We start from the raw sequence: 17943 nt of genomic DNA, 5'->3' as shown, positions 1-17943 counted from the left end.
GTGATGAGAGGGGGGGTCGAGGGCCCACCCTCGCGCCCGGACTCAGGAGTCCCGCGCGGCCGATCCCTCGTCGTCGATCTCGAACCAGGCCACGTGCGTGGCGTCGCTCCAGTACTCGCCGCTGCGCGTGGCGCAGTTGTCCACGATGAGCTTGCCGCGACCGTAGTCGTCGCCGTCCTCACGGGTGTGCTCGTCCGCCACGCCCTCGGGCTCACGCGCGCCCTGGTCGGCGACGGCCACCCTCAGGCGCTGCTCGTCGGAGCGGATGAACAGGGTCATGACACCGCCGCTCTGCCCGGAGCGGGAGTGCAGCAGGGCGTTGGTCGCCAGCTCGCTCACGGCCAACTCGGCGTCGTCCAGAGCGCCCTCGGAGTGTCCGGTGCGGGTGAGGAACTCACGAACGCGGGCGCGGATGGAACGCACGGCGGTCAGGTTCCCCGCGCAACTCCACACGGTGTGGTCGGTGACCCCACCCGTCAGATCGCCGACGTCGATCGTCGGCGCCGTCGATGACGCGGCCTCCGGAGCCTCCGCGGGCACATAGTCCCGGAGTTGCCTCGCCTCAGCCATCCGGTCACTCCAATCACCCGCGTCGGGCGCGCGGGTCGCGCCGTCCGCACTCACCTTAGACAAGGGTGTACCGAGTCCAGAACAGCACACCCGCGTTCGTGGCGCCGGGTATTGGCCACAAAAGCCCCTCCCGTGTCCTCCCCGATGTGCACAAAGGAAACAGTCCGGCCCCTGAAGAGATGCCTGTGAGGTGCAACACGTTGGCAATGCGCTGTCACAATCCTCCCCATGGGGACCGCCGGAACCCCCCGACCCCCCGAAGGGTATGCGATAGCCCTCCCCCCTGAACTCGGGAGAACTACCCAGAGTGATCGACCCCCTGGCAAAGACGAAAAAAACTCTCTTAAACACCACGTTTTCGCTTCCTGGGGACAACGATGGTGAAACAACACCGGGCGCCCCAAGGGCACCAAAGCCCACTACCACGGCTCATCGACCGCACAGAACCGAACACGCAAAGTCACCTCTCCCCCACGCGAGAACGCCCTGATCACAACGGGTTTCGGCGAGAACCCCACTCCGCGTCGACACGCTCACCGGATCTCCCCGAAGAGCACCCCGAAGGTCTCTGGGCATCGTTTGACGCTTGATGTAGGGCGAACAAGGATCTTGATGCCGGCATCCCGCACCACCCGGGGGCAGCCCCCCAGTCACCGCGTGTCATCGACGTGTCGGCCGACCGATGTTCCCCGTCCCTTTGAGGTGCCACGTGCCGTCCCTGTCCGAAGAGTCCACCCCCGCGTCCAAGATGCTCACCAGCCGCCGCAGCCTCCTCAAGGCCTCAGCGGCCGGAGCGGCCCTCGCCCCGGTCCTGGCCGCCTGCGGCGGATCGGACTCCGGTTCGGGCGGTGGCGCGGAGGGCGAGCCCCAGCGTGGCGGCCGACTCAAGATCGGTGTGGCGGGCGGCGGCGCCAACGACACCCTGGACGCGCACGACCCCACCGACAACGTCGACATCGCGCGTAACTTCGCGCTCTACGCGGCGTTGATGCGCTACGACAACGACGGCACCATCGAGCCGTACCTGGCCGAGTCCCTGGAGCCCAACGAGGACGCCACCGAGTGGACCCTGGTCCTCAAGGAGGGGCTGACCTTCCACGACGACTCCCCCGTCGACTCCGAGGCGGTCGTCTACTCCCTCAAGCGCATCCTCGACCCGGACGACCCCCAGCGCGGCAAGGGCGACATGCCCGGCGTCGACCCCGAGAAGCTGGAGATCGTCGACGAGCGGACCGTGATCATCCACGTCGACGAACCGCTGGTCACCCTCCCCGAGGCTCTCGCCGAGTACTACAACTGCGTCGTCCCCGTGGACTACGACCCGGAGAACCCGATCGGCTGTGGCCCCTTCAAGTTCGCCGAGTTCCGGGTCGGCGAGTACAGCGTCTTCGAGCGGCACGAGGGCTTCCATATGGAGGGCCTTCCGTACGTCGACGAGCTGGAGATCATCGACTTCCCCGACGACGACGCGCGCGTCAACGCCCTCAACAGCGGCAACGTCCACGTCATCAGCCAGGTGCCGCACACCCAGGTCGCCATCATCGAGGGCGACCCGAACATGACGATCATGGAGTCCGAGACCGGCATGTGGCTGCCGTTCACCATGAACGTCGAGGAGAAGCCCTTCGACGACGTGCGCGTCCGGCAGGCCTTCCGCCTCATCGTGGACCGCCAGCAGATGGTCGACCAGGCGCTGGCCGGGTACGGCCAGATCGGCAACGACATGTACGCCCGCATGGACCCGTCCTACCCCGAGGACTTCGATCAGCGCGAGCAGGACATCGCCGAGGCCAAGCGTCTGCTGGCCGACGCCGGTCACGAGAACGGCCTGGACGTCGAACTGGTCACCTCCGACATCAGCGCCGGTGTGGTCGCCGCCGCCGAGGTCTTCCAGGAGCAGGCCCGTGAGGCCGGGGTGAACGTGACCCTGCGCCGGGTCAACCCCAGCGACTACTGGAACCCGGAGGAGGGCTTCCCCTACCCCTTCGGCCAGGACTTCTGGAGCGCCCGCAACTACATCACCCAGACCACCCAGGGCTCCGTCGTGGGCGCCCCCTACAACGAGACCATGTGGGGCGAGCACGAGGAGTGGCTGGAGTACCTGGAGAAGGCCCGTAGCACCCCCGACGAGGACGAGCGCAACGAGCTCATCCGCAAGGCCCAGGAGATCGAGTACGAAGAGGGCGGCTACATCGTGTGGGGCTTCGTGAACCTGCTCGACGCCCACTCGGTCCGGGTGCACGGCCTGTCCCCCGCCGTCTCCGGCCACCCGCTGGGCTCCTACGCCTTCCACACCATGTGGATGGAACAGGACTAGGTCGCCTCCTTCGGAGCGTTCGCCCGTGCCCTCCCCCATCTCGGGGAGGCGCGCGGGCGCCCCGAGAGGGCCGGCCGGCGCCGGCCCCGGGTACGCGCTTTCCGAAGCGTTCCCTTCGACCCCCGTCCTCTCGGGCCCGCGCCTCCTCTCTCCCCCGGCGGAACTCCTCGGGCCCGCTACCGAAAGTTCACCATGACTCGACTCATCGTCGTCCGCCTGTTCTTCGGCGCACTGACGCTCTGGGCGGTGTCGCTCGTGGTCTTCGCGGCCACGCAGGCACTGCCGGGTGACGCGGCCCAGCTCATCCTGGGCCGGGACGCCACCCCCGAGCGTCTGGCGGCCCTCCGCGACCAGCTCAATCTGGATCAGCCGGTGGCCGTGCAGTACCTCCAGTGGCTCCAGGGGATCCTCCAGGGGGACCTGGGCACCTCCTTCTCCAACAGGCTGCCCGTCGCCGAATACCTGGCCGACCCCATCCGCAGCTCGATGACCCTGATGGGACTGTCCGCCCTCGTGGCGACCCCCATCGCCCTGTTCGTCGGCGCCTTCAGCGCGCTGCGCCGGGACCGCGGCTTCGACCACGCCTCCTCCATGGGCACGCTGGTCGTCGCCTCCATCCCCGAGTTCGTCATCGGCATCCTGGCGATCCTCCTCCTGGGCCCCGGCGGACTGGGCCTGTTCCCGTCCGTCTACGCCCGTGACGGCGGCCCCGAGCAGTGGGTGCTGCCCGTCCTGACCCTGGCCCTGGCCGTGGCCCCGCCGATCGTCCGCATGATGCGGGCGACGATGATCGAGGTCCTGGAGAGCGAGTACGTGCAGCAGGCGCGACTCAAGGGCATGTCCGAGCGCACGGTGCTGTGGCGTCACGCCGCCCCCAACGCGATCGGCCCCGTGGCCCAGGTCGTCGCCCTCCAGCTCGCCTGGCTGGCCGGTGGCGTGGTGGCCATCGAGTTCCTGTTCAACTTCCCCGGTATCGGCAAGATCCTCATGGACGCCATCGAGAACCGTGATGTTCCGCTGATCCAGGCCGTGGTCCTGCTCATCGCGGGGATCTACATCCTGGTCAACCTGATCGCCGACGTGATCGGGCTGGCGGCCAACCCGAAGGTGAGGGTCGCGAACCGATGAACGCGTCTTCGACGAACACCGTCCCCGAGGCTCCGGCCCGGCGTCGTCCGGGTCTGTTCCGCACCGCGTGGCGTTTCGGCCGCACCAAGGTGGGTGTGGTCCTGACCGGCCTGATCGTCCTGATCGCCGTGGTGGGCCCCTTCATCGCCCCCTACACCCCGACCGAGTTCGTGGCCAGGCCGTTCGAGGCGGACGCCGCCGGCGCCATGTTCGGCGGCGACAACCGCGGCCGTGACGTCCTGACCCGCTTCCTGTGGGGTGGATGGACCCTGCTCCTGCTGGCCGGCGCGGCCGCGGGCATCGGTGTGGCCGCCGGAACGGTGGTCGGCATCGTCGCCGGTTACCGTCGCGGTTGGGTGGACGACGTCCTCATGCGGACCAACGACGTGCTGCTGGCCTTCCCGCAGCTCATCGCCGCGCTGCTGGTGATGTCGATCATCGGCCCGAAGGTCTGGCTGATCGTGGCCGTCATCGCGGTCTCGCACATGCCGCGTGTGGCCCGGGTGATCCGCGAGGCGACCCGCAAGGTGATCGAACAGGACTACGTGAAGGCGGCCGAGGCGATCGGTCTGCCCCGTTGGCGGATCATGGTCGTGGAGATCCTCCCGAACGTGACCAGCCCGCTCCTGGTGGAGCTGGGCCTGCGTCTGACCTACTCCATCGGCGTGGTGGCCGTGCTGGGCTTCCTCGGCATGGGTCTGCAACCGCCCACCGCCGACTGGGGGCTGATGATCAACGAGAACCGGCAGGGCATGGCGGTCCAGCCGTGGGCGGTGGCACTGCCCGTGACGGCGATCGCCATCCTGACCGTGGGCGCCAACCTCATCACCGACGGGCTCTCCCGCGCGGCGATCGGTATCGACCGGGGGGTCGAGAAGTGACGGAGCAGACGGAGAAGAACACCGGACCGGAGACCCGGAACGGTGTCGTCCTGGAGGTCGACGGGATCACGGTGATCGGCCGTCCCTCGGACGTCGAGATCATCAGCGACGTGTCCCTGACCGTGAACCGGGGCGAGATCCTCGGTCTGGTGGGCGAGTCGGGGTCGGGCAAGACCACCCTGGGCCTGTCGCTGCTGGCCCACCTCAAGCGAGCCACGGAGATCGTCCGGGGCCGGGTGCGGGTCGGCGAGCACGACCTGGCGGCGCTGTCCGAGCGACAGGTGCGACGGCTGCGAGGCCGCGCCGTGGCCTACATCCCGCAGTCGCCGGCCTCGGCGCTCAACCCCGCGCTGCGCCTGGGCGTCCAGCTCTCCGAGGCCCTGCACGACGCCTCACTGGGCCGGGACCAGGTGATGGAGCGGGTGCGCGAGGTCCTCCGCGAGGTGGCGCTGCCCGACGACGACGCCTTCCTGCGCCGCTACCCGCACCAGCTGTCCGGTGGACAGCAGCAGCGCGTGGCGATCGCGATGGCGTTCGTGGGACGTCCCGACCTGATCGTGATGGACGAGCCGACCACGGGTCTGGACGTGACCACCCAGGCGCACGTGCTGGAGACCATCCGGTCGATGACCCGCGACTACGGGACCGCCGGTGTGTACATCAGCCACGACATGGCGGTGGTCGCGGACCTGGCCGACGACGTCGCCGTCATGTACCGGGGCGAGCTGGTCGAGCACGGCCGTACCACCGAGGTCCTGTCCGACCCTCGACACGAGTACACGCGCCGTCTGCTGATGGCGGTGCCCCTGCTGCGGACGTCGGGCCACGAGGAACCCGAGGCCCGTACGGACGAGCCGCTGCTGCGGATCGGCGATCTGTCCGCGGGGTACGGACGCACCCGGGTGCTGGAGGGGATCGACCTGTCGGTCTCCGCCGGCGAGTGCGTGGCCCTGCTCGGCGAGTCCGGGTCGGGAAAGACGACCCTGTCGCGTTCGGTGGCGGGTCTGCACCACCAGTTCTCCGGGGAGATGCTCTTCGACGGCTCGCCGCTGGCGACCAGCAGCTACCGGCGCACCGCCGACCAGCGTCGACGGATCCAGTACGTGTTCCAGAACCCGTACGAGGCGCTGAACCCGCGCAAGCGGGTCCGCGAGCAGATCCTGGGCCCCTACCGCCACCTGGTGGGCCGCCCCGACTCCCCCGACCGGGTCGTGGCCGAGGCGCTGGAGCGTGCGGCGTTGCCCGCCTCCTACGCCGATCGTTTCCCCGAGCAGCTCAGCGGCGGTGAGCGTCAGCGCGTGTGCATCGCGCGCGCCGTGGCGACCCGCCCCGACCTGCTGGTGTGCGACGAGATCACCTCGGCGCTGGACGTCTCGGTGCAGGCGGAGATCGTCAAGCTGCTGCGTTCGTTGCAGGACGAGGGCATGGCCCTGCTGTTCGTCACCCACAACATCGCGTTGGTGTCCAACATCGCCGACCGGGTGGCGATCCTCAACAAGGGCGAGATCGTGGAGTACGGTCCGGTCGGCACGGTGATGTCGTCCCCCGAGCACGAGTACACGCGCGCCCTGATCGCCGACACCCCCGACTTCGAGCTGTCCTTCCCCGGCGCCCCCGAGCGTCTCGGTATGGACGCCGAGAGCGACGAGGTCCGCGAGGCCTAGCTCCGATCCATTCCACGAACGCCGAGGCCGGGCACCGACACGTGCCCTGCCTCGGCGTTCGTCTTCAGGGTGATAGAGCCCTATCCGGAGAGTTACAATCCTCTAACTCAAAAGCCCGCCACCAGGCCATTCTCAGAAGACCGATACGCATATTCCGGATAGTCCGTTTATGGACGGTCGGTCCTGTGCAGGCTGGGTGTGACAGTCGGAGGGATCGGCTGGCGGGAAGACCGACCCCCGGGCCCCGCTCCACCGGTCTCGGTGAAGGGGAACCCATTGGACGTGAGCCGCGGACGTTCCTGGCCCGCTCGTTCACCTCTGGCCCGCTTCAGCGAAGCGGCACGCGCAGATCTGGTCGCCCTCGGAAGGCACGTGGACTACGCACCGGACACCACGCTCATGCGTCAGGGTGAACACAGCACACACGTATTGATCCTCTTGGACGGACACGTCAAGGTCGTCACGACCTCCTACAACGGCAAGACCGTTCTCCTGGCCCTGCGTTCCCGAGGCGACCTGGTCGGAGAACTCGCGGGCCTGGACCTCAGCCCGCGCATGGCGACCGTTCAGACGGCCGGGCCCGTCAGCGCGCGGGCTCTGACCTCCTCGGAGTTCCATTCGTTCCTCGAGACCAATCCCGGTGCCGCGCGCACCATCACAGGTTCCGTCGCCGCCAAACTGCGTCTGGCCACCGAACGCATCCTGGACTACAGCAGTCACGACGTCCCCGCGCGAGTGGCCAGGGTCCTGGTCCGCCTACTCCATGACCACGGTGTTCGGACACCGGAGGGCCTGGCTCTGGGAATCCGGGTGTCGCAGCCCGAACTGGCCTCGATCATCAGCGCTTCCGAGGCGGCCGTGAGCAAGGCGCTCACCGACCTGCGCGGAAGAGGCGTCGTCGCCACAGGCTACCGAAGGTTCACGGTGACCGACGTCCCCGCTCTCATGGAGCAGGCGGGGTTCCCCCCGAAATCCCGCCGAATCCCCTACTCGTAGGAGATCTCTCCCGCAGGACTCCCGAACCATGGCAGACACGTGCGCCTCACGGATCCGCACCGAGACGGTCTACCCAGCAAGGGACAGGGACATAGATGATCGAGCACCGGCCGCTGCGCCGTCTTGTCGTCACCTTCGATGCCGAACGCTACAGCCACCGCGATCACGACGGACAACGAGACGTCCAGACCGGGATCACCGAGGTCATGCGAGCGGCCGACCCCGAGCAGCGTCTGCGGAGCCTGGAATGGGACCGCCAACCCCAGGGAGACGCGATCCTGGCCGTACTGCCGCCGGGGACGGTCGAGGCCGAGGCCATCTCGGACTTCATAGGCGGCCTGTACAGCGCCCTGCACCACCACAACCGCTCGCGTAACGAGGCCTACCGCCTGCGGCTCAGGGTCTCCTTCGACCAAGGGAACATCGCGGTCGGCGACAACGGGTTCGTGGGCAACGCGGTGGTCGCGGCCTGCCGAGTACGCGACTCGGACCTGCTCCGCGACGCCTTGGCCCATAACCCCGAAGCCGACCTGGTGGTGGCGGTCTCCGACTCCGTCTACACCGACGTCGTCGCTCACGGCGAACACGAGCTCTACCGGTGGGAGTTCACCCGGAGGACGGCCGAGGCGAAGAACTTCAGCGCTCCCGTCTGGCTACACGTACCCGAAGTACGAGAGGACGAGCGCGGGCGCGGCGCCTCTCCTGGGAAAAGCCCGGTCGCCCCCACGACGGACGGTTTCTCCTTCACCGAGGTCGACCTCCGTGACTCTCAAGGGGCCAACCTCGGCCGGGTCGGAGGCGACTTCAACAACCACTTCGGGTGAACGGGTCACGAAGGGACACGCCACATGAGCGAGAAGGACGAGCAGAGCCCCGAGAACGGCCCGCCGGAACTCCCGGCCGCCCGACCTCCGCGATCCGACCACGACGAGAAGCCGGACCCCGGTCCTCCGGAGCCACCGCGTCCGGAACGGCGACTCCCCCTCTGGCAGGGGCCCCAGCAATTCCCGGACACCCCCGAAACCCCCAAGGAATCCAAGAAGGCCCCCTCCGATCAGCGTCGACGACGCTCTCCAGAGCTGGATAGACGGCAGTGGCTCAATAACCGGGCCACACAGGAGCCACGTGGCGAGGGCATGTCCCATGACGGGCAGAATCTCGGTTACGGAGCGAGCCACCATACCCACGGACGAACGGACGCCTCAGGTTCACGTGGTGCCAACTTCGGCCATGTCGGCCGGGACATCAACAACACCTTCCTGAACTTCGGCACCGAGCACGCACCTCCCACGGGCCACTACACCGAGCAGGACCTCATCGCCATCCGTCGGCGGTACGCCCCCACCGGCGGTGAGGCGAGGATCAGCGAGCTTCTGAGAGAGCGCCATGTGGTGGTGCTGCGGGCCCGCGCTCAGAGCGGGCGGCGCACCACGGCCCTGTACTGTCTCGACGACCAGTTGCGCTCCGCTCTCTCCGAACAGTCGTACCGGGTCGACATCCTCTCTCCCGGTGAGGACCTGGCCTCGGTGAGCCGGTACCTCAAGGACTCCGAACGCGGTCCGTGTTTCCTTTTGGACGCTACGGGCCACGCCTGGCCGCGCACCGTGACCGACACCGAGTTCAGGACGGCCTTCGGTTCCTTCTCCGCATCGAACCGGCGCCTGGTCGTCTTGGTGGACGAACCCGCCCCCTCACGACACCTGAGCGCGGTACTCATCGATCACGAACCACCGGCCACCAGGGAACTGTTGCTGGCCCATCTGACCGACCTCGTCGCCTCACGTTACGCGGCGCCGCGAGAGCACGCCGAGAGGCTCCTCTCCGAGGCCGAGGCTGCGGACCGTGGAAGGTTCGCCCCCTCCCCGGCGGCCTCGTGGATGGCGGCGATGTCGTGTCCGGAGGAGGCCGCGCTATTGGCCACCACCATCGATCGTTGGGACCGGGGTGAGTCCGGTACGTCACTCGGGGAGGCGGCCGGCGCCCGGCGTCGCTTCTGGTTGGATCGGCGGGCCAGGGAACTCCTGGCGCCGACCGACCCGAAGCGTTCTCCCTCAGACCAGGCGTACGTGCTGGCCGGGGCGGTTTTGAGCGGGATGCCCGGTGCCGTGATCAGTTGGGCCGCGGAACGACTGGTGCGGATCCTGCGCGGCGACTCCTCCGCTACGGAGGACGCGACGTCGTTCTTCACCGAGCCGGTCGAGCGCAGGCTACGCCACATGTCGATCCGAGAGACCTCGGAGGGGACATCGGTCCTGGAGCTGGCTCAGCCGGAACTCGGCGACGCGCTACTGCACGTGACCTGGCATGAGTACTCGCGTACCCAGCAGCCGCTGTTGGAGTGGCTCGCCCTCCTGTGCGAGAGCGAGGAGCACGGGCTATCGGTGGTTCTGTCGGCGGCGCAGGCCTTGGCCCAGATCGCCGGATACGTACCGGACATGGTGCTCGAACGGACCGTCGACGTGTGGAGCGACTGGAACCGCGCCGACTCACCTCAGCAGTGTGTGTGGGCCGCCGCCTGGTTGATGGAGAAATTGGTCTTCAACCAGTCCCCTCATCCGGAAGCACTGACCTCGGCACCCCCCGACGACCCTCGTGTGCGGGTCGTGGCCTCCGTGGCGCGTCGCCTTCGGCGGTGGGCGGACACCTCGGCTCTGAACGCCGCGCAGATATCTCCGACACTCACGGATACGGACGACGACCACGGCGCGATCTCCACTCACTTCCCCAGGTGGATGACGGCCATGGTCACCTATGGCACCTACGCCGGACGAGTCCCACCGATCCGCTCCGAGTCCACCACCGCTCTGCGTGCCGCCGCCGATCTGGCCATGCGGACCCGCAGATTCGCATTCCTCTACTCCGCCGAAGAACTCGGTCCGTTCCTGGTCACCCTCGCGGAGGTCTACACCGAGGTCCTGATCATCACCGCGACGGACGCCTACCAGGACGGCGCCAGGGTCCCGGTCATCCGGGAACTGGCGAGGTGGTCCACGGAGGGCTCACCGGATCTGCTCCTGTTGGCGTGTCACACACTGCTCAGCATCGCGGAGATCCGCGCGGAGGACTCCGAGAACCGGAAGCGAGCCGGTTCGATCACCGAGGTGAACAGAGATGACCGGCCCTATGACCTTCTGCTGTGGTTGTCCACTGGCGCCGAAGGGCTGTCGGAGAGCGGCAGGAACGGGGTCCGAGCGCTCTGGATCGCGGCACTGAGCCACCCGGACACGGCCCAGAAGGCCTGGAGCCGCCTCTTCCGATGGGACCTCCAGGCCGCTCTACCCACCGCCGCAGGCCTTCCGAGCGCCCCTGTCCTGGTGAACGAAGGAGCCCCTGTCCCGCCTCTTCGTGAGTTCCTCACCGATCTGTTCGAGGAGATCTACACCCAGCCGAGGTTGCGCCACCTTCACGCGCGCCTCGACAAGTACTACCTCCTACGTACGCGCATCGCGCCCGAGGAGTTCCCGGAACCTCAGGGAGACCCCCGATGAAGAGCACCTCCCCCGACCCTTCTGGGCACCACCGGTCACTTCGGCGCCGGTGGAGCGAGTGGTGGTCGGCCCCCGCGTGGCGCCGACGCTGGGCATGGTTCGTGAGCCTGTTCGAAAAGAAGCCTCGCACCATCGCCCCACCCGAACCGTCTCCCACGAAGTTCGAATCGTTCGTCGTCCCCGCCCCCACGTTGAAACCCTTCTCCACTCCGGCCAAGGGTGATGGCTTCACCTTCGAGATCCAGGCCAACGTCGTCTGGATCGCCAATGTCGGTGACGATAGCGACCGCCGTGTCCGTCTGTCCCGAGAGCGGGTGGAGAAGGCCGTCGAAGAGCGCCGGGCCACCATTCGTCAGGAATTGATGACCGCCGTCCGGCCCATCGCCAGGACCTACGCGCCCTTCCAGGCGGCCGAACTGGAGGAGCACCTGTTCCGAGTGATCCCCGATCTCCTGAAGGTGCGGATGGGCGTACCCAAACCGACCAACGCCGACTCCTCCGAGGGACGCGTGGACGGATATCGCACACGGGGCATCCACGTGCCCACCAGCGACGGCTACCGGATGGAGGTGTTCCTCTGGGTGAACTCCTCGCCCGAGATCCGGAGTCTCCAGCAGCAGATCTGGACCAGTGTGACCATCGCGGCGGGCGAGGGCACCCTTCAACACCAGCGTCTGCGCGAACGTGAAGCCCTTCAACGCGCTTGGAAGGACGTCCTGACCACCCTGCTGAACTCGATGGGCGTGCGCGACTCGAACCAGGCACGCTGGACCGAACTGTTGGCCCTCCAGTTGGCGCAGAGCAACGAGCCGGAGCAGACCGCGCAGGTGATCGTGGAACAGATCATGGAGCGGCACGGCCAGGCCACACGCCTGCATTCGGAGCTGTCCGAATACCTATGGGCCGCCAACGGCTCCGACGGGCGGGTACGGACCATGGACTTCGCTTTGGGCTCGGACGCCGCGCTGACCCGCATCCTGGACAGCCTCGGGGTACCCGACCTGGCTGAGACCCGGGCCGATGGGCTGGCCGAGGAGGGCACGGATCCGTGACGAAAAACCCGAACCCCCTACTGGTGGGGGGTTCGGTTCCACCCCGGGCGGTGCACTGGTGATGAAGGCCCCGCACTGGAAGAAGCGATCCGCGTCCTATCTGGAGAACGTCATGTCCCCCGCAGAGACCTCGCCCCGCACCACGGGTTCTCGGACCCGCCCACCGACGTCACCGATTCTGGTGATGACGTTGTCCATGGTCCTGAGCGGCTGCGCGACCCTGTTCCCGGAGCCCGAACCGACACCCTGTGAGCATGAGAGCACCGTGTCGGACCCCGAGCGGGTGGACGCGGAACGTGTGGTGATGCTCGATCTATCGGCCTCCTTATGGCGGACCGAAGAGGGATCTCTCGACCTCTCCGATCGGCTGGCGGAGCTGATCGTCGACGAGGACTTCCACCGGTTGCCGGGTACTCGCCTGGTAACGCTCGGAGTCTTCGACGGAGGCTCTGTACCGAGCGCCTACACCGTGTGGGAACTGCCGCCCTCGGACCGCGTGGACGACGTGGTCGCACTGGACATCGAGGACTTCCGTTCCTGTGTCGAGAAGGAGTACCTGCCCGCCGCCCTCGAAGCCGGGCCACTGGCACCGGGCAGCGACGTGATGGGAGGGATCTCCGACGGCGAGGCGGGCTTCGTCCGAGGCACCGGGCCCGACACCGTGCGCCAGCTGGTCGTGGTGACCGATGGGCGTTCCAACACCGGCTGTGTAGACCTGACGGAGCTCACCGAGGAATGGGCTCCCGCGGACGAGGTGGCCGAGAGCACGAGCGATGTCTGCCGGAGCACCGGCGAATGGCCCGCCGATGATCTGGCCGGCGTCGACGTCGACCTCCATCTGCTCACCAACGCGCAGGAGGGGGACAGCCGCGAGAGCCATTCCTGGTTGAGCGATCTGTGGCTCGGCCTGTGCGAGGCCTCTTCCGCCACCTGTTCGGTCTCCCCGCCACGGAGCGTGGACCGTGAGGCCCGGGTCACGGACGGCGGCCCACCGAAGGGGTTTCCCGAGGATCCTCCGGTGTTCGTGCCCGCGTGGCAGGAACCGTGCGAGATCCAAGAACTACCGGGTGACCTGTTGTTCCCCCACGACTCGTCCACGGCCCGTCCGGAAGCGGTGGAGCTGTTGACCGAACTGGCCGAGCACAACCGGGAGTGCGCCGACGGCCCGGTGGCGGTCACCGGTCACACCGACTCCCAGGGTGACCACGACTATAACGACGACCTGTCCCTCAGGCGGGCCGAATTCGTCGCCGACCGACTGCGGGAGCATGGATTCACCGATGTGACCGCCTCGGGTTCGGGTGCGCGTGAGCCGGTCTGCCCGGGCGATTACGACGGCAACGACGACGTCGACGATCCCTGTCCAGCGGCCAACCGGCGCGTGGTCGTGGACTTCACTGTCGGGGAAGGGTGATCGGGTCGTGCACGATGCGCACAACGACGACAGGCGGGACGATCCCGAGGACGACGGGTTCGGTCATGAACGGAGCGACCCGGAGGACTACCCGTACGGCGTCGACCGTCGTTACCATCCGCACCCGGTCGGACCGATCGGTGCCTACACTGTGGACGATCTGGCGGGCGGCCGGGGTGCCCCCGACCCCGAGGGGGACGCGGACCTCATCGAGCCCGGCGAGATGGCCTGTCTCCTCAAGGGCAGGTCCAACGCCACCCAGGTCCTGATCGATCAAGGCCCCGAGTTGGGCGCGATGACCAACTCCCTCACCGCCTCCTTCTACAGGGCGCGGGCGGCGCTGGACCGATTCCGCGAGGCCGCCCTGCGAAACCGAGACGTGGAGTCCCGCGGCCTCGCGCGGATCAAGGAGTTGGAGGAGCGCTTCGCGCATGTACCTCCCGAACGCAGATTACCGCCGAGGGCCGGATTTCGAGCCGTGGTGACGGCCGCCATCGTCTCGTTCGCCCTCTTGGACATGTGGTTCTTCCACAAATTCGTCGCTACCTTCTGGAAGTTGTCCACCGAGACCGAGCTATGGCAGATCCGGCTCTTCGGCCCACTGCTCGGCCTGCTCGTGGCGCTACTCGTGTGGGTATCGGGGCGGCTGCTCGGCACTCGGATCTGGTACTTGCGGGCCGACCTCGCCGGCTCGCCCGAACGCCCCGGCACCACGCGTCCGGACGGGCGCCCCCGTTCCTGGTACGCCCGGGCGGCACAAGGAGGCTGGTGGCGGTTGCGTCGTGCCGCGCGGGTCGGACTTCTGCCGCTCTCGGCCGTGCTTCTGGGCGTCTGGACCCTGGCCGTGGTCGGTGTCTTCGGCTATTACCGGGCCATGGACGACCTCACCCACGTGCCGAACGTGTCCGTGGCCGGGCTGATCGTGACCCTGGGTCTGGGCGCGATGCTCTTGGAGGCGATCGCTCAGAACCCCTTCGCGGACGCGGTGGCTTCCGCTCGACACGGAGTATCACGTGCCCGACGCAGGGCCAGGGCCGCGTCCAAGGAGGTCACCGTGGCTCTGAGCGAGCTCACCCAGTACTCGGACGGGCTCCGGCGCCGTCGTGACGAGGCCATGGGGCTGGCTCGAATCGAGATGGATCGAGCCTGGAACACCGCGATCCTGCCCTCTAGACACCGCTCGGGCCGGTCCGGTGCGGCCGCACCGGATCCGGCTCCGTTGGAACGGATCGGCCAAGGCGTTCATCGGCTCAGCCGAGTGCCCGACGACCGGGAGATCGAGGCGTTCTTCCGCACCTTCGATGGCGTACCGGTCCCGCCCCCGGCTCTGGGGCCGGTGAGTACAGCCGACCACCGGCTGTCCGAGTGCGACCCGGTCGCGCTCAGGAAGGAGTTCGAGGTGTTGGTCGAGCGGCTCGCACCGAACCGAGCCCCGAATGTTCCGGCCCCTGAGGAGACAGGATGACCGAGACCGACGTACGTGAGGGGCCGGGGACGACCGGTGGAACCGACGACAGGGCACGTCTGTGGGAGATCGCGGACCAGGCCCGCGCTCTGGCCCGAAGTTTCTCCAAGGCGGAGGAGGCGCTGGACGCCTTGGACGAGGCCGACCCGCCTCCCAGGTCCGAACTCTCGAGACTCGACCGGGACGACTCCATGGTGGCGCCTCCCGATCCGATGCCATCGACCTTCGAAGAGGATGAGGAGGAGTGGAAGGAGCCCGCCCCGAAGAGCCCGCCCCCTCTGTCCTGGGGCACGGTGGCCAGGATCCTTCTTGCACTCGGAACGGCCGCCCTCACCGGTTGGGCCGGAGCACTATTGCTTCGGTACTCGATGGCACCGGACATGATCGGCGACGCATGGGCTCTCCTGTGGTTCCCCGGAGCTCTGGTCGCCCTGGCCACTTCGGGAGCGGCGGTGAGTTTGCGCAGAAGTGAGACGCCCTCACCCCGTTTCGGCCCCGCACCGAGGCGGACCCCCCGCTGGTCCGTCCCGGCGATATCGGTGTTCGTCTGCGGAACCGTGGTCACGGCGAGCGTCCTCGGTCTTTCGGCTCTGTGGTGGACCGGGACCCCCTCGCTTGTCGGTCTGGTGGCGGCGGTCGGTGTCGTGGCCCTACTCGCCCAGATACCACCGTATGCTCCAGAACCTTTGTCCTGGGTGCCGCCCGGGCTCCTGTTGGGGGCGGTGATGGAGCGTTCCAGGACGGTCCGCGGCCGACGAACGGATCGGCGCACGGTCCGGCGGTGGCGTCGGCTCCGTGGACGGGCCAGGGCCGCCATCCGTTCCCATACCGAGGCCTGGCAGGCCGTGCACCACCGTTGCCACCTGGAGGTGGACCTGGGGAACTCCCAGGCTCGACAGTTGGCCGAGGCCCTGCTCGTTCTACGTGGCGGCATGTTCGGGCGCGAGCTTCCCGGTGATTCCGACAACGCTCCCGGTGTCGCGCCGTTGGTCGGCAGTATGGAGGTGGCCGTGCACGGTCTGACCAACCACCATCCGGATCGATTGATCGAACGGTTGCGGCGGAGCAACGATCCGGCCAAGGGGTACGGCGCATGAGCGATCGGCCCCGTTTCCTGTCACGTCGCTCCGTGACTTCGACCGGAGAAGCGTCGAAGGCGGCGGAACGAGTCCAAGACCACGTGTCGGCCCTTCTGGCGGACTCCCGCGAGGAACTGGTCCGTGCCGACCAGAAGGCGGCGATCCTGCTCGCCGCCGGAGGAGTGCTGGTCGGCGCCCTGTTGGCCTCTCTACTGCCGGGAGAGGCCCCACCCGAGGAGTTGGGCGCCCTGACCCGCGCCCTGTGGTGGGTGGGGACCGCGATCACCCTGTTGGGAGTCGCCTGCTTCGGTTGTGCGGTCTTCCCACGGGTCCACAACACGGGCGGACGCAGTGAGGTGGTGGGGTACTACGGAGACGTGGCCTCCTATCGGGACGACGCCACACTGCGTCGGGCGCTGGAGGCGTCCGCAGCCCGAGAGCCGGACCGCCTGGTGTCCCAGCTACGCGAGGTGGCCCGCATCGTGGTGTACAAATACCGGCTGCTCCGCGCGGGGATCGTGTTGTTCGGTGTGGCGGTGCTGTGTCACGCGGTGGTACTCGTCGCGCTGCGCTTCTGAGACGGGGGACCGGTCATCGTGACCAGGGCGAGGAGACCCAGGGCCGAGGTCGCGCACAGGAGGATCCCCATGGGGACGGCCGTGGTCTCGTCCACTCCGACCAGGGGCGCCACGACGGCGCCGATCAGCATCGGGAGGGCGCCCAGGAGAGATCCGGCGCTGCCCGCCCGGCTCTCCTGGTCCTCCATCGCCAGGGCGAAGGATCCGGTGAGGATCACGCCCATGCAGGTCATGTAGACGAAGATGGGGACGACCAGGAGGATCAGCGGCCCTTGGAGGAGCGCGGTTCCGAGCACCACCGTCGTGGCCGCCAGGGCGGTGACGACCGCGAGGCGGAGCAGGGGGCGTTCCCCCACGCTCTCGCCGAGCCGGCCCACCGCCGCGCTGCCCAGGATGATCGCGACGCCGTTGACCCCGAACAGCAGGCCGAACACCTGTGGGGAGACCCCGTACAGGTCCTGGTAGACGAAGGGGGTGCCGGCCACGTAGGCGAAGCTGCCGCCGTGCAAAAGCCCCACGACGAGGGTGTACCCCAGGTAGCGGCGGTCCCGGAGGAGGGCTCCCATGGCGCGCAGGCTCCCGCCCAGAGTGGCGGGGATGCGCCGTTCCGCGGGGAGGGTCTCGGGGAGACGCGCCGCCACCACCAGGACGATCACCACGCCCAGAAGTGCCAGCGACCAGAAGACGCTCCGCCAGTCCGTGAAGGGCAGCCACAGGACACCGCCGCCCAGGATCGGCGCGACCATCGGGGCGACCGCCACGACCACCATGATCAGGGCGAAGAAGCGGGTGAGCGCCGCCCCGTCGAAGACGTCGCGCACCACGGCCCGCGAGAGGACCACCCCGGCCCCGGCGGTGAACCCCTGGAGGAAACGGCCCAGGATCAGGACGAGGGTTCCGGGGGCCAGCGCGCACAGCGCGGAGGCCAGGACGAAGAGGACGCCGCAGACCAGGAGGGGTCCTCGCCGTCCGCGCGCGTCGCTGACCGAACCGATGACGACCTGTCCCACCGCGAGCCCGATCAGGCAGGAGGTGAGGCTCGCCTGGACCTGGGACGCGGAGGCGCCGAGGTCGGCCGAGATCTCCGGGAAGGCCGGAAGGTACATGTCGATGTTGAGCGGGCCCAACACCGTGAGCATGGCGAGCAGGAGGGCCAGGCCCAGCCGGTCGCGCCCGGTCGGGTTACGGAGCATCGGTCTTCCTCGGACGCGGGAGAACGGGGGCGGGGTCCCTCCACGCTACCCGGGGGTCCTCGCGGCGTCCGTGGAGCGGGGCGAACCTGACGGGGAAACGTCGGAAACGGGCGGGGCG

14 protein-coding genes are annotated in these 17943 nt (G+C 68.2%); 12 read left to right on the top strand and 2 right to left on the bottom strand.

Annotated features, from left to right (window positions below; all coding sequences use genetic code 11):
- Positions 1-42: 42 nt before the first annotated feature.
- Positions 43-570 (bottom strand): ATP-binding protein, encoded by a 528-nt coding sequence (locus U9J66_RS25590; RefSeq protein WP_014912178.1) that lies wholly within the window; start codon positions 568-570, stop codon positions 43-45.
- A gap of 709 nt (positions 571-1279) precedes the next feature.
- Between U9J66_RS25590 and U9J66_RS25585 the strand changes: the two genes are divergently transcribed.
- From U9J66_RS25585 to U9J66_RS25530, 12 genes are all read left to right on the top strand, one after another.
- Positions 1280-2887 (top strand): ABC transporter substrate-binding protein, encoded by a 1608-nt coding sequence (locus U9J66_RS25585; RefSeq protein WP_014912561.1) that lies wholly within the window; start codon positions 1280-1282, stop codon positions 2885-2887.
- A gap of 192 nt (positions 2888-3079) precedes the next feature.
- Positions 3080-4015 carry an ABC transporter permease gene (locus tag U9J66_RS25580; RefSeq protein ID WP_014913593.1) on the top strand — a complete coding sequence of 312 codons (936 nt, stop codon included), beginning with the start codon at positions 3080-3082 and terminating at the stop codon, positions 4013-4015.
- The gene (locus tag U9J66_RS25575; protein WP_014910384.1) at positions 4012-4896 is read left to right on the top strand and encodes an ABC transporter permease; all 885 of its coding nucleotides are present in this window, start codon (positions 4012-4014) and stop codon (positions 4894-4896) included. Before U9J66_RS25580 ends, U9J66_RS25575 begins: the two co-directional genes overlap by 4 nt.
- Positions 4893-6560, top strand: coding sequence for an ABC transporter ATP-binding protein (locus tag U9J66_RS25570; RefSeq protein WP_014913413.1), 1668 nt, complete (start codon positions 4893-4895; stop codon positions 6558-6560). The genes U9J66_RS25575 and U9J66_RS25570 overlap by 4 nt, the downstream gene beginning before the upstream one ends.
- 282 nt (positions 6561-6842) lie before the next feature.
- Positions 6843-7556 (top strand): Crp/Fnr family transcriptional regulator, encoded by a 714-nt coding sequence (locus tag U9J66_RS25565; protein WP_161110480.1) that lies wholly within the window; start codon positions 6843-6845, stop codon positions 7554-7556.
- Positions 7557-7651: 95 nt separating this feature from the next.
- Positions 7652-8380: a hypothetical protein gene (locus U9J66_RS25560; protein ID WP_161110481.1), complete on the top strand. Its 729-nt coding sequence runs from the start codon at positions 7652-7654 to the stop codon at positions 8378-8380.
- Positions 8381-8404: 24 nt separating this feature from the next.
- Positions 8405-11044 (top strand): hypothetical protein, encoded by a 2640-nt coding sequence (locus U9J66_RS25555; RefSeq protein ID WP_326339002.1) that lies wholly within the window; start codon positions 8405-8407, stop codon positions 11042-11044.
- Between the two features lie 101 nt (positions 11045-11145).
- Positions 11146-12096: a hypothetical protein gene (locus U9J66_RS25550; RefSeq protein ID WP_326339001.1), complete on the top strand. Its 951-nt coding sequence runs from the start codon at positions 11146-11148 to the stop codon at positions 12094-12096.
- A gap of 112 nt (positions 12097-12208) precedes the next feature.
- Positions 12209-13510 (top strand): OmpA family protein, encoded by a 1302-nt coding sequence (locus tag U9J66_RS25545; RefSeq protein ID WP_326339000.1) that lies wholly within the window; start codon positions 12209-12211, stop codon positions 13508-13510.
- A 7-nt stretch (positions 13511-13517) separates the two neighbouring features.
- A complete protein-coding gene (locus U9J66_RS25540) occupies positions 13518-14975 on the top strand; it encodes a hypothetical protein (RefSeq protein WP_161110485.1) in 1458 nt (485 codons plus the stop codon).
- Positions 14972-16072: a hypothetical protein gene (locus U9J66_RS25535; protein ID WP_161110486.1), complete on the top strand. Its 1101-nt coding sequence runs from the start codon at positions 14972-14974 to the stop codon at positions 16070-16072. Before U9J66_RS25540 ends, U9J66_RS25535 begins: the two co-directional genes overlap by 4 nt.
- A gap of 32 nt (positions 16073-16104) precedes the next feature.
- Complete coding sequence (locus tag U9J66_RS25530) at positions 16105-16632, top strand: Pycsar system effector family protein (protein WP_326338999.1); 528 nt, start codon at positions 16105-16107, stop codon at positions 16630-16632.
- On the opposite strand, the gene U9J66_RS25525 is transcribed toward U9J66_RS25530, so the two are convergent.
- Entirely contained in the window at positions 16599-17825 is a 1227-nt protein-coding gene (locus U9J66_RS25525) for a multidrug effflux MFS transporter (protein ID WP_326338998.1), read from the bottom strand. The two genes, U9J66_RS25530 and U9J66_RS25525, sit on opposite strands and share 34 nt — an antisense overlap.
- Positions 17826-17943: the final 118 nt, after the last annotated feature.

The sequence above is a fragment of the Nocardiopsis sp. LDBS1602 genome, assembly GCF_035818715.1.
Classification (GTDB): domain Bacteria; phylum Actinomycetota; class Actinomycetes; order Streptosporangiales; family Streptosporangiaceae; genus Nocardiopsis; species Nocardiopsis alba.
The sequence above is the reverse complement of the archived record's forward strand: the minus strand, read 5'-3'. Positions and strand labels throughout refer to the sequence as shown.

Excerpts from the sequence above, each read along its gene's own strand:
- U9J66_RS25580 (WP_014913593.1), top strand. The coding sequence starts at position 3,080 with ATGACTCGACTCATCGTCGTCCGCCTGTTCTTCGGCGCACTGACGCTC.
- U9J66_RS25535 (WP_161110486.1), top strand. The coding sequence starts at position 14,972 with ATGACCGAGACCGACGTACGTGAGGGGCCGGGGACGACCGGTGGAACC.
- U9J66_RS25545 (WP_326339000.1), top strand. The coding sequence starts at position 12,209 with ATGTCCCCCGCAGAGACCTCGCCCCGCACCACGGGTTCTCGGACCCGC.
- U9J66_RS25555 (WP_326339002.1), top strand. The coding sequence starts at position 8,405 with ATGAGCGAGAAGGACGAGCAGAGCCCCGAGAACGGCCCGCCGGAACTC.
- U9J66_RS25560 (WP_161110481.1), top strand. The coding sequence starts at position 7,652 with ATGATCGAGCACCGGCCGCTGCGCCGTCTTGTCGTCACCTTCGATGCC.
- U9J66_RS25590 (WP_014912178.1), bottom strand. The coding sequence starts at position 570 with ATGGCTGAGGCGAGGCAACTCCGGGACTATGTGCCCGCGGAGGCTCCG.
- U9J66_RS25525 (WP_326338998.1), bottom strand. The coding sequence starts at position 17,825 with ATGCTCCGTAACCCGACCGGGCGCGACCGGCTGGGCCTGGCCCTCCTG.
- U9J66_RS25575 (WP_014910384.1), top strand. The coding sequence starts at position 4,012 with ATGAACGCGTCTTCGACGAACACCGTCCCCGAGGCTCCGGCCCGGCGT.